The organism is Bacteroides sp. MSK.20.12 (assembly GCF_019052435.1).
Lineage (GTDB): Bacteria > Bacteroidota > Bacteroidia > Bacteroidales > Bacteroidaceae > Bacteroides > Bacteroides xylanisolvens.
The window spans coordinates 17579-30263 of the sequence record NZ_JAHQVH010000040.1 but is presented as its reverse complement, the minus strand read 5'-3'; the positions used below and the strand labels follow the sequence as shown (position 1 = coordinate 30263).

The following is a 12685-nucleotide window of genomic DNA, read 5'->3' as shown; positions in this document are numbered from 1 at the left end:
ATTAATATCTGATACTTATCTAAAACATAAATGGAACGTTATTGTTTTGAGAATATGTTTTTGCGGAATGAATTCGCATCCGTTGGATTCCCTGTAAAAGCAGCTTATAATAAACCTTTAACTAGAAATTAAAATTATGTGTACAAGAGTCGTTTATTCGGGAAAGAATGGAATGGTGGCAACCGGCCGGTCTATGGATTGGAAAACAGAAATGCACAGTAATCTTTGGGTATTTCCCAAAGGTATGGAAAGAAATGGAGAAACGGGAGCCAACTCCCTGAAATGGACGTCCAAGTATGGCAGTGTGGTAACTTCGGCTTTCGAGATTGCCAGCACAGACGGGATGAATGAGAAAGGTTTGGTTGCCAATCTATTATGGTTGCCCGAAGCAGAATATCCGATCAGGGATCAAAGCAAACCGGGACTTGCCATTACTGCATGGGTGCAATATATGCTGGATAACTTCGCCACCGTAGACGAGGCCGTGGCCGCCATTGATGAAAATACTTTCCAAGTGGTATCGGACCTGATGCCGGATGGTTCCCGCCTGGCAACCTTGCATTTATCTATTTCCGACGCAACGGGCGATTGTGCGATATTCGAATATACAGGTGGAAAGCTGACTGTTTACCACAGCAAGGAGTACAAAGTGATGACCAACTCCCCTACCTACAACAAGCAACTGGCACTAAACGAATACTGGAAATCAATAGGAGGATTGAGCTTCCTGCCCGGAACCAACCGTCCATCCGACCGTTTTGCAAGAGCCAGTTTTTATATTAATGCCCTGCCCCAAACAGATGATGTGAGAATAGCCATAGCAAGCGTATTCAGCGTTATCCGTAATACTTCTGTTCCTTATGGCATATCCACTCCCGAATTTCCGGAAATTTCCACCACACAATGGAGAACGGTATCGGATAGTAAGAATCTGCTCTATTTCTTCGAATCGAGCCTGACTCCCAATACATTCTGGGTAAATCTTCGGGAAATCGACTTGTCAGAAGGGGCTCCGGTACTCAAATTATCTATCGCCAATGGTGAAACTTATCACGGAAATGCAACCAAAGACTTTAAACCGGCACAGCCGTTCAGATTCATGGGAGTAAAGGGGTAAACGGGAATGTACATAAACTTATGCTTACTGACAACTCAAATAAAAATCGTTGTAGGTATTCATGATAAGTCAACGTCAGCCCCCTGATTGGCGTGGAGAAGATTGATACAAAAAAGACTGATATATAAGAGATTGATGCAGAAAAAAAATAGTGACGGTATCCTTGTCATATACCGTCACTATCACAAGTAGATAGAATCTGTATTTCTTCAGCTTATTATTAATTGAAATAATAAAGGAACACAGCAATTCCTTCCAGCGCCTTCTTTGGTTGGTCTTTTATTTCGATAGCAAACTTGATTTCCGCTTTTGCCACACCACGCAGATTAGTCAGCGAGTGCAAAGTAGTCACTAGACGGATACTCTGTCCTGACAATACAGCCTGACCGAATTTCATTTTGTCCATACCGTAGTTAATCATCATTTTCAGGTTATTTACCTGGATAATCTGATTCCACAAATAAGGAAGCATAGATAATGTCAGGTAGCCGTGAGCAATCGTGCTATGATAAGGGCTGTCTACTTTAGCACGTTCCGTATCTACATGAATCCATTGATGATCCAGCGTTGCATCAGCAAAAAGATTGATACGTTCCTGCGAGAGTTCCACATAATCGGAAACACCTATCTGTTGGCCTACTAGTTTTTCGAATTCTTCGTACGAATTGATAATTACTTTTTCCATAAGTCTTATCGTTTTTATGGGGGTTATTTACTATTAAATTGGGGACAAAAATAGGAAAAATAAACTGATATGCCACCAAATTTATAAATAAAAGCAAGGAATGAAGTATTTAGGTATGTTTTACAAACCGGAAGCCTGTTTCAGTGCTTCTGTCAGAATACTGTACCCCTTACCATTCAAATGTAAATCGTCGAGAGTCAACTCCGGATTCAGCCTGCCATCCTGCAATAAACGATTGAATACGTCCAGATAGACAATATCTGTTCCCTGCAATTTTTCGTGTATCTTCCGGTTAAGGATCTGGATAAATTTATTCACAGCCGTACTGTAGTCATCATAATCATTACGCGGAAAAATACAGAAAAGATATGTTTTCAGTGAAGGGACGGCAAGAACCGCTTTTACATAACGCTCTACATATTCATCTATATTTTCATCGTTCAACTGATAAATATCATTGGTTCCGAATTGAACGACAACCTGGCAATCGGAAGTGTCCACCGCAAAGGACTCCACATAGGCCAGCCCTTCACCGGGAGCACCATAGTTCAGACATTCCCATTGTGGGAAATAGATATCTAGTGCCCAAAAAGCCATGTGACTGTTACCAAGAAAGGCAAATTTTGGTTTTTCTTCTATCCTATCCATACAAATTCATTCAAACGTCCACATTATCTCACTCAAACTCTCAAACAAATATAGAATAAAATTCGCGGATTTACGTTACTTTTGCAAAGGTAATCACATTCATTCATATATATAAACCGATGATACATTTTTTCAAGAAACCCGTTTCTCACCTTGCGTTGCCGGAGAAATTCACTTATCCTTTCCATTATACCCCTCATCCATTGTGTGTGTTGGCTGCGGAAGAAGTGAAAGAATATATTGCAAGCCGGAAAGAATGGCAAGAGGAATTGGCTTCCGGAAAGATGTTTGGAGTGTTGATTGTGCAAACGGACAACGGAATAACAAACAACGAAGAAAATCAGATTGGTTATCTTGCAGCTTTCTCCGGCAATCTGGCCGGAAAGAATCTGCATCCTTATTTCGTTCCTCCTGTTTATGACCTATTACAACCAGAGGGATTCTTCAAAATCGAAGAAGAACAGATTTCTGCCATTAATATCCGTATTCGTGAATTGGAAAACAGTAGTTCTTATCTCGATTCAAAAGAGAAATGGAAGATAGAAACGGAACAGGCTAAAGCTGTTTTGAATCAAGCAAAAGCGGAGCTTAAAATGGCAAAGGAGGCGAGAGAGATTCGCCGCCAGTCATCTCCGGAGCTTTCCGAAGAAGAACAAGCCTCCCTGATTCGGGAAAGCCAATACCAAAAGGCGGAATACAAACGACTGGAAAAGGAATGGAAGAAACGATTGGAAGAGCTCGAAACGGAAGTCAGGCACTTCGATATTGAAATAGAGCGATTGAAAACCGAACGAAAAGAACGTTCGGCAGCTTTACAAAGAAAATTATTCGAGCAGTTCCGGATGCTAAACGCCCAAGGAGAGGTGAAAGACTTATATACTATTTTTGAGCAAACGGTTCAGAAAGTTCCTCCTGCCGGTGCGGGTGAATGTGCTTTGCCTAAGTTATTGCAATATGCGTATCTTCATCAATTAAAGCCATTGGCTATGGCTGAATTCTGGTGGGGCGACTCTCCTAAAAACGAAATCCGGCATCACGGATATTATTATCCTTCCTGCAAAGGAAAGTGCGAACCGATCCTGCAACACATGTTGCAAGGATTGGAGGTAGACGAAAATCCACTGCTGAATCCTGTTCATGAAGAGGAAGAACTGGAAATCGTGTTTGAAGATGAATGGTTACTGGTAGTCAATAAACCGGCAGGGATGTTGTCCGTTCCGGGAAAAGCAGAGGACAGAGATTCAGTCTATCATCGTTTGAAGAAGAAGTATCCCGAAGCTACCGGCCCCATGATTGTACACCGGCTCGATATGGCTACTTCAGGATTATTGCTCGTTGCCAAAACAAAAGAGGTACATCAGGATTTACAGGCACAATTTGCAAACAGAAATATTAAGAAACGCTATGTGGCGGTGTTGGATGGGGTGATAGTGCAGACAGAGAAGGAGAAGGAGAAGGAGAAGGAGAAGGAAACAAAACCAATAGCAGAGGAAACAACATTAATAGCAGAGGAAACTGTATCAACGAAAAAAACAGCAAAAGTAGAAAGAACTGATTTAGCACTAGAAAATACAGAACTAAGACCAGAAAGGACAGAAAAAGTAGAAAAAGACAAAAAGACAAAAAGAACAGAAAGAACAGAAAGAACAGAAAGAACAGAAAGAACGGGAAGAACAGGAAGAACAGGAAGAATCGAACTCCCTCTTTGTCTGAATCCTCTCGACCGCCCTCGGCAAATGGTTAGTAGCGAACACGGGAAAGAAGCGATTACAGAATATCAGATCATCAGTGAGTCTGAAAGAATTACCAGTGAATCTGAAAACACTTTCAACGAATCAAACAGGATTAATGAATCAGAAAGTAGTATCAATGAGTCAAGAAAATACACCCGGATTATCTTCTATCCATTGACCGGACGCACACATCAGTTACGGGTACACGCCGCCCATCCGGAAGGCTTGGGATGCCCCATACTTGGAGACGAACTCTACGGAAAGAAAGCAGACAGACTATACCTCCATGCTGAATATATAGAGTTCCGCCATCCCATATACGGAGACATTCTCTGCATACAGAAAGAGGCCGATTTCCATAAAAATATGATTAAGCCATGAACCAAATTCTTTTTGAAATGTATATAGGGGTAATTACTAATTTTCAAAAAGAACCTGACTATGGACATCAAATTCCGCATTACAAAGTATTTAGCCGTATCTGCTTTAGCAATGCTGCTACTGGGAGCCTGCTCCAAAAACAATATCTACATCAACTATCCTGACGAAGAAAACAACGGAGGTTCATCCGGCTCCGGCAATGATGACAACAACGGCAATCCGGCCAAAGAGAATGCGCTGGTTACTTTCAGTGCTTCCGTAGAGGGACGAAACATCACACGAGCCATGTCTCCTATGGGAAAAGGACTTCAAAGCTGGCTGTGTGCCTATATAGCCAACACATCGAACAATATCACAGGCGCTCCCGTTGCTCAAGGCAACTATGTCACCTCCTCCCCCGGTGTACTGACAGGAAATCTAGGATATAAAATGTATTTGAGCAATGCTATCTATAGCTTTTATGCCGTATCATGCAATTCCACCAGCCCGGCGCCCACTTTCACCAACGGACTATCCGAACCTTTATCCAACGGAGTAGATTATCTTTGGTGGCACGCGGTTCATCAGGACATCGCCAGTTCACAGGTAAACATCCCCATAACCTACCAACACGCAGCCACGCAAGTAGTTGTAGCGATCGCCGGAGGAGAAAATATCACTTTAAACAAGATACTTTCCGCTACCATCACCCCGCCGAAACCGGGCGCAATCATGGACTTGTCAACAGGTATCATCACTTCGGAAGTCAGCTATGACAAAGCAGCCGATATGGGAATCAACGACTTCACCGTACAATATATCATGCTACCCGTAAAGAGCTCCTCTCCCATGACCTTGACACTGGAGCTGATGGTAAACGGAGAAAGCTTTTCACGTACCTACACCACTCCGCTCACTCCACCCAACAACCTCCTGTCAGCCGGAAATTCATACCTTTTCCGGGCAGTTATCAATGAAAACTCCATCTCATTCGCCAATGTCAGTGTGAAAGAATGGACAGAGGTAGACGAAAGCGGAAACCCGCTATACCCTGTACAAGATTAAAATATCCGAAATAAAATCAAAGCAAACCAGGTTACGCAAGCCACAAACCGGGTTATGCAAACTGCAAGTCGGGTTACGCAAACCACCAACCGGCAATCATGCCACCGTTTGCGTAACCTGACTATTCGTAAATACCTGCTTCTTCAATCTGCGATAAACGTAGATAAAGGCCGGCACGAGGAATAAGTCTGCCGCTATCCAAGCCATCGGATCACCGTAGCAGACAGCAATAAAACCGAATACCGGTACGGCATAGAGACTGACAAGAATACGAGCAATCATCTCCGCCACTCCGGAGAACATGGCAAGATTGGTAAAGCCTACTCCCTGAATGGTATAACGCAAGATGCACAACAAACCAAGCATCGGGAAGAACATACAGGAGACATGCAGGAACAACTCCGTATCCAGCAGAATTTCCGTTTCCGACGGGTCTACGAAGATCAACGCGAAATATTTAGCCCCTACCATCAGAAGAAGGAACGTGAAGGCCGCATAAATAATCATCATCAGAGCACTAGCCTTGATTCCCAACCAAATACGTTCCGGTTTACCCGCTCCGTAATTCTGTCCGCTATATGTAGCCATCGCAATGCCCAAACTCTCGAACGTACAGATAAAGAACATCTTGATGCGCATAGCAGACGTAAAGGCTGCCACACACGCCGTTCCCAAGGCATTATTCGCACTCTGAAGCATGATGCTGCCGATAGCCGTGATAGAAAACTGCAATCCCATAGGCACACCGATGTAGAGCAGCGTCTTAGCCAGTTTCGACTGGAACCGGCGTTCTTTCGGAGTACCCTGCAATATTTCAAACTTCCGGTACATATAAATGTAGCAGAGAACAGCCGACAATCCTTGCGAAAAGACAGTAGCAATAGCAGCTCCCGCCACTCCCCAGTCAAGTACCAGAATACAGAACAAGTCGAGAATGATATTCAGAACAGCCGCAAACAACAGAAACCAGAAAGGCGTCTTACTGTCTCCCAACGCACGGATAATGCTCGAAAGAAGATTGTAAAAGAACGTACATGGCACACCGATAAAAGTGACAAGCAGATAAGCATAAGCCCCTTCAAAAATATTCTCCGGTGTACGCATGATCCGAAGAATATCCTCACATAAAATACAGGTGAGAAGTGCAATTACCACCGACATTCCCGCAGCCAGTTTCAGACTGACAGCCACATAACTGCGCATCGTACTGTAATCCCGCGCCCCAAACTTCTGCGCAACGGGTATTCCGAACCCTCCGCAACATCCATTGCAGAACCCGAGAATGAGAAATACCACTGACGTGCTGGCTCCAACAGAAGCTAACGCGTTTATTCCCAAGAACTTTCCTACAATTGCAGCATCAACAAGCGAATACGTTTGTTGCAACAGATTGCCGAGTAAAAGCGGCAGTGTAAACTTTAAAATGAGAGGTAATGCCGGCCCTGCCGTCATTTCTTTAGAAGTTGCCATACGTCTATGTTCTAAAATTGGGCGCAAAGATACGGAATATTCAACGAATTAATCCTTGTTTCCCGTCCCTCTTTTAGTTGACATAAATCAAAAAATTGTGATTAACGGTTTAGTGATTAATGCCATGCGGTATATGTGCTGCAATTCAATATTGCATAGTACGTTAATCATTAATCACTAACTCATTAAACAGTTAATCACTTAACAAGTCGTTTAGGCGAACCATGCCACGAACAACCCAGGCAGAAAACCTCTGTCAGGTCGAACCCTTCCATCGAATCTTCCGGATATTTGGGAACGACTTCACCATTTTCGAGCACATAAACCAGCAGCCTTTCACCCTGTTCATTCTTCACATACATGGCTGCAATCTTGCATTGCGGACATAATAACTTTTTCATGCCGCAAAGATACAGATTGTTTCCGTCATCCACAAGCTCTTCAGAAGATGTTTCAAAAAACCTGTTCATGATTTACCATCAGAAAAGAAAATACCCACCAGAAAGATACATTTTAACAAAATACGCCTGTGATTCTGCATAATCTTCGCTATCTTTGTCAAACCAAAGTGTAAAGAAGAAAGAGATGAAGGTATCACGCATCGCACACGAAAAGAAAACAGTAGAGTTAATGATCCGCCTCTATTGTCGGAAAAAAGAAAAAAACAAGATTCTTTGTACCGACTGTGAAGAGCTGCTTCGCTATGCGCATGCCCGTCTCGACCGTTGTCCGTTTGGAGAGAAAAAGGGTGCATGCAAAGAGTGCACGGTACATTGTTACAAGCCTGTCCTGCGCGAACGAATGCGACAGGTAATGCGTTTTTCCGGACCGAGAATGTTGTTCTATGCACCCTGGCAAACCATACGACATTTATTGAACCTATAACTTACTAAAAAAAAATCAGTGATGAAAAAAGCCATTATCATAGGGGCCACCTCCGGTATCGGACAAGAAGTTGCAAAATGCCTGTTACTGGAAGGCTGGAAAATCGGAGTAGCCGGCAGACGGCAATCTTCTCTCGAAAACCTGCAACGGGCAGCACCGGATCAAATTCAAATCCAAGCATTAGACGTAACCCAAGAGGATGCAAGCGAAAAGCTGAATCTGCTCATCGACAAACTAGGCGGCATGGATTTGTTTCTTCTTAGTTCCGGCATCGGTTTCCAGAATATGGACCTGAACATGGAAGTAGAATTGAACACAGCACACACCAATGTAGAAGGCTTTATCCGAATGGTAGACACTGCATTCATGTACTTTAAGAAAAACGGAGGCGGACACCTGGCCGTTATCAGTTCCATTGCCGGAACGAAAGGGCTCGGAGTTGCTCCTGCCTATTCTGCCACCAAACGTTTTCAAAACACTTATATTGATGCGCTCGAACAACTGTCACACCTGCAAAAGCTACATATCCGTTTTACCGATATTCGTCCCGGATTTGTAGCCACCGATTTACTGAATGACGGAAAGCATTATCCACTGCTGATGGATGCCGCCGAAGTGGGCCGTCACATCTCCTGGTCGCTGAAGCGCAAACAACGGGTAGCAGTAATCGACTGGCGTTACCGGATTCTGGTGTTTTTCTGGAAAATGATTCCCCGCTGGATGTGGAAACGCCTGCCGGTAAAAACAAATTAACCCCAAAAGTGAACAAGCCGGGAAATGAACAGGTAATTAGCAAGATCAGATAACTCCTATTCCAATAATTCTACCTATATTTGTCCTGTAACATAAACTTATAATCTAACAAAAAAAGATGGAACAAAAAATTTGTCAGAGTTGCGGTATGCCGATAGACGACTCAACTTTTGGAAAAGAAGCAGACGGTAGCAAGAATCAGGATTATTGCCACTATTGCTATGCGGACGGACATTTCACGAAAGAGTGTACGATGGACGAAATGATCGAACTCAACCTGAATTACCTCGATGAGTTTAATAAAGACTCGGAAGTGAAATACACGGTGGAAGAAGCACGTAAAACGATGAAAGAGTTCTTCCCACAGTTGAAGAGATGGAAATAAGACGTAATAAATATAGACTTTCAGAGAAAAGCGTATCTCTGAAAGTTTATATAATAAAATGAAGCGTCATGTTCCTTTCCGACTACAAATAAATTCTCCCAGATTCTATCTTTCATATATACATCATCTATTTTCAAGTCAAAATTCTAAAATTACCCATCACGAGTTCATTATTCATAAAAGACATTCTATTACAGATTTCCTTTCTTTTTCTCACAATTATACGGCAATTCAAGAGATATGATAGTAACCTAGAGATATTTCTATGAATTTGAGAAAAGCATAAAATATCCACAATTTCAGTTTTTTCGTTCATTATTTCCTTTTCTCTATTGTTTTTATTACATTTGTAGGTAAGGAGTATACTACTATGACAAAAAGTAATGTATGTACACTCTATTATTAAATTTTCCATTTAACCATACAGACGAAAATAAACAACAATTAAAATGAATGAAAAGGAGACTCTTTCCAGTGATAACGGCCAGACAATCTTTGAACAAGGAATAACAGAATTGATACACGAGCAATTTCTGTTTGCAGAAAGTGTATATGCCCGCCTGCCGATAAGCATAGAAATGTATGACACGGACGGCATTTTACGTTTCATCAATGACCATGCATTGAAAATGTACGGAGTTAACGACCGGAGTGCAGTAGTAGGCACAGTCAACCTGTTTTCCAGTCCTTACATGGACGACCAGCTCAAAGCCAGAATACAAAGCGGAGAAGAAAATATAATGCTGGAATTTGAGTATGATTTCAATCGCATTAATGAAGACGAGTACTTTACGACTCATAATAAGAACAGCATGATCTTCGAAGTCCAGGTAATCTCTTTATGGAATAAAGCAGGAAACATCATCGGACACGTGCTGCTCTCCAACGATAAAACATCGGTAAAAGAGACAGAATTCCGGACTGAAGAAAACAAGAAAAATCTGGAAATGGCAATGGAGGCCGCCAATATGTCTTCCTGGGTATATGATGTCCGCAAAAAAACATTCAGTTCATTACATGGCACGTCCATTGTGAAAGAAAAAATGACACTGGACGATTTTTTTGATATATTGCATCCGCAGGACTGTGAACAGTTGCGCCTTGTGTTTTCACAGCTAATAAATAAGGAAATCGAAAACGGACAAATCACATTACGTTTCTTTGATGAAGTCGAAAAGCAATATCGCCACTATGAAAGCAGGATGCGCCTATCCTCCGAACACATGGGGAAATTACTGATTATCGGAACACAACTGGACATCACCGAAAGACTACAAATGGTAAAGAAAACGCAGGAACTGATAAGCAAACGCGAACTTGCCATGCAAGTGAGCAATATCATTCACTGGGATTTCGATGTGCGTACCCGGAAATTCGAGTCCTACCACGATCCGATCAATGATTACGCAAGCGACAAACCTCTCACCATCGCAGAGTATATAGAAGCCGTCCATCCCGATGACCGTTCTGCCGTCTATGATGCCATGCAATCCATGCTATCAGGAAAAGATGTCACCATCAATTTCACCTGTCGCATACAAACAAAATACGACGATTCATGGCAATACTGCAACATTCTGGGCGTACCTTTTGAGAAGGATGAAGATGGCAACAACATACGCTTCACCGGTTTCCGCCAAAATATATCCAAACTTCACCAACTGGACGAGGAAGTAAAAGAAAGAAACTACAAAATGGAGCTTACTTTCAAGACTGTCGGAATGTCGTACTGGGATTTTGACGTCACGACCAGACAGTTCAAAGCCTTCAACGATCCCGTCAACGACTATCATCCGGAAAGAACCATCACTCCGAACGATTACATGGAGGCTACACATCCGGAAGATGTGGACTGTGTTTGCAAATATATCGAATATATGATTCAGCGAACGGACAAGGAATTCAGTTTCCAGTACCGTTCCAAAAGTAAATGGGAGAATGAATGGCAAACTCTGATTGTAACGGGAATCCCCGTGGAAAGAGATAAAAAAGGAAACGTCACCCGCTATACCGGTATCAAGTTCAACAACACGAAATGGGAAAAGATGGCGCAGGAACTGAAAGAGATGAAAGAAAAAGCAGAACTTTCCGACCGCCTCAAATCAGCCTTCCTCGCCAATATGAGCCATGAAATACGTACGCCTCTGAACGCCATTGTAGGCTTCTCCGGTCTGATGGTGCATTGCGATGATCCGGCCGAAAAAGAAGAATACATGAATATCATCGAATCGAACAATGAATTGTTGCTGCGGCTCATTAATGATATTCTCGATCTCTCCAAAATAGAATCGGGAATCCTCGAACGTAAGAGGGAGAAATTCAATCTGTCAAGAGTCTGCAACGAGCTGTATATGATGATTCAACAGAAAATGACTAATCCCGACGTGAAACTCTTTGTTGACAATCCTTGTTCGGATTGCTGGATATTTCTCGATGTCAACCGTCTGAAACAGGTATGGATGAATTTCCTTACCAATGCGGTGAAATGTACCCATGCGGGATTTATCAAAATGGGATATAGTATAGAAAACGAAGGAGTGCGGTTCTACGTACAGGATTCGGGTGTCGGTATCCCGGTGGAATTGCAGGATAGAGTATTCGGTCGTTTCCAGAAGCTCAACGAATTTGCACAAGGCACAGGACTCGGACTAGCCATTTCGAGAGCAATCATAGAGGGCGCAGGAGGAGAAATAGGCTTTACTTCCAATCCCGGTATCGGTTCCACTTTCTGGGCATGGGTTCCCTGTAAAATAGATACACAGGAAAAGGAGGAAATACAAGAAATTGAAAATGCACCTGCAACACCGGTCCTCGTCCAGCAAATACCTTCATTGAGCGAGATCAACAAGAAAGATTTCAAAGTACTGATTGCCGAAGATAATGACAGTAACTTTTCGTTAGTGCAGCACATTCTCTTCAAATACAACCTCACACGGGTAAAAAATGGAGTGGAAGCACTTGAGAAGTTACGCAATGAAAAGTACGACATCATTCTTATGGATATGAAGATGCCGATTATGGGGGGACTCGAAGCGGTACGAAAAATCAGGGAATTCGATACAAAAGTCCCGATTATCGCCCTGACAGCTTACGCATTTGATTCTGACAGAACGAGTGCCATGGAAGCAGGCTGCAACGCATTCCTCACCAAACCATTAAACAAAAGCCAACTATTAGGACTTTTTTCTACCAAATATCAATAAACACAAACAATTCTGTTGACGCCATCCGGACAATGGTTTAACCTAACTCCGGATGGCGTTCCAGCCATTTCACCGCATAAGAGCAGGTGGCTTTCGGTTTCATTCCGTTGGCTACTGCATAGGCATAAGCAGCTTTTACCAATGCAGCGGCTATTCCGCGGCCTTCTATCGGGCGGGGCACGATGGTATGAATGATGTCGAGAGAATCACCTAAGAGGCGATATTGTACAAAGGCGGTACGACCGTCTACTTCTGTCTTAAACAAATGCTGTTCGGGCTGATGAATAATTTCGTAATCCATAATCTATGTTGTTTTAAAGTTCATTATTGTTTTAAGTACTCTTGCCTAATAATTATCTATTATCAGGCACGGATTTTACG

Annotated in this window: 12 protein-coding genes; 7 read left to right on the top strand and 5 right to left on the bottom strand. The window is 42.7% G+C overall.

Annotated elements, in window-relative coordinates; all coding sequences use genetic code 11:
• Positions 1-136 precede the first annotated feature (136 nt).
• Positions 137-1117 (top strand): linear amide C-N hydrolase, encoded by a 981-nt coding sequence (locus tag KTR06_RS18460; protein WP_008021122.1) that lies wholly within the window; start codon positions 137-139, stop codon positions 1115-1117.
• 220 nt (positions 1118-1337) lie between these two features.
• Here the strand turns inward: KTR06_RS18460 and KTR06_RS18455 are convergent, their stop codons facing one another.
• Both KTR06_RS18455 and KTR06_RS18450 read right to left on the bottom strand, forming a co-directional pair.
• Positions 1338-1802 carry a MaoC family dehydratase gene (locus tag KTR06_RS18455; protein ID WP_004308264.1) on the bottom strand — a complete coding sequence of 155 codons (465 nt, stop codon included), beginning with the start codon at positions 1800-1802 and terminating at the stop codon, positions 1338-1340.
• Positions 1803-1922: 120 nt separating this feature from the next.
• Positions 1923-2450 carry a GDSL-type esterase/lipase family protein gene (locus KTR06_RS18450; RefSeq protein WP_008651245.1) on the bottom strand — a complete coding sequence of 176 codons (528 nt, stop codon included), beginning with the start codon at positions 2448-2450 and terminating at the stop codon, positions 1923-1925.
• Positions 2451-2569: 119 nt separating this feature from the next.
• On the opposite strand from KTR06_RS18450, the gene KTR06_RS18445 reads away from it, so the two are divergent.
• Positions 2570-4564 carry an RluA family pseudouridine synthase gene (locus tag KTR06_RS18445; protein WP_217290688.1) on the top strand — a complete coding sequence of 665 codons (1995 nt, stop codon included), beginning with the start codon at positions 2570-2572 and terminating at the stop codon, positions 4562-4564.
• Positions 4565-4624: 60 nt separating this feature from the next.
• Positions 4625-5608, top strand: a complete 984-nt coding sequence (locus KTR06_RS18440; RefSeq protein ID WP_008021115.1) for a fimbrillin family protein — start codon at positions 4625-4627, stop codon at positions 5606-5608.
• A 96-nt stretch (positions 5609-5704) separates the two neighbouring features.
• Here KTR06_RS18440 and KTR06_RS18435 read toward each other — a convergent pair whose 3' ends face one another.
• The gene (locus tag KTR06_RS18435) at positions 5705-7078 is read right to left on the bottom strand and encodes an MATE family efflux transporter (protein WP_004314776.1); all 1374 of its coding nucleotides are present in this window, start codon (positions 7076-7078) and stop codon (positions 5705-5707) included.
• Positions 7079-7275: 197 nt separating this feature from the next.
• On the bottom strand, positions 7276-7479 hold the full coding sequence (locus KTR06_RS18430; RefSeq protein ID WP_008771178.1) for a hypothetical protein: 204 nt from the start codon (positions 7477-7479) through the stop codon (positions 7276-7278).
• A gap of 184 nt (positions 7480-7663) precedes the next feature.
• Here KTR06_RS18430 and KTR06_RS18425 point away from each other — a divergent pair, with 184 nt between their 5' ends.
• The 4 genes from KTR06_RS18425 to KTR06_RS18410 all read left to right on the top strand — a co-directional run bounded on the left by KTR06_RS18425 (position 7664) and on the right by KTR06_RS18410 (position 12304).
• Entirely contained in the window at positions 7664-7963 is a 300-nt protein-coding gene (locus KTR06_RS18425) for a nitrous oxide-stimulated promoter family protein (protein ID WP_008021113.1), read from the top strand.
• A 21-nt stretch (positions 7964-7984) separates the two neighbouring features.
• Positions 7985-8716, top strand: a complete 732-nt coding sequence (locus KTR06_RS18420; protein ID WP_049703238.1) for an SDR family NAD(P)-dependent oxidoreductase — start codon at positions 7985-7987, stop codon at positions 8714-8716.
• Positions 8717-8834: 118 nt separating this feature from the next.
• On the top strand, positions 8835-9101 hold the full coding sequence (locus KTR06_RS18415) for a zinc ribbon domain-containing protein (RefSeq protein ID WP_004314772.1): 267 nt from the start codon (positions 8835-8837) through the stop codon (positions 9099-9101).
• A gap of 449 nt (positions 9102-9550) precedes the next feature.
• Positions 9551-12304 (top strand): PAS domain-containing hybrid sensor histidine kinase/response regulator, encoded by a 2754-nt coding sequence (locus KTR06_RS18410; RefSeq protein WP_217290687.1) that lies wholly within the window; start codon positions 9551-9553, stop codon positions 12302-12304.
• Between the two features lie 37 nt (positions 12305-12341).
• Here KTR06_RS18410 and KTR06_RS18405 read toward each other — a convergent pair whose 3' ends face one another.
• Positions 12342-12605, bottom strand: a complete 264-nt coding sequence (locus KTR06_RS18405) for a GNAT family N-acetyltransferase (protein ID WP_120067492.1) — start codon at positions 12603-12605, stop codon at positions 12342-12344.
• Positions 12606-12685: the final 80 nt, after the last annotated feature.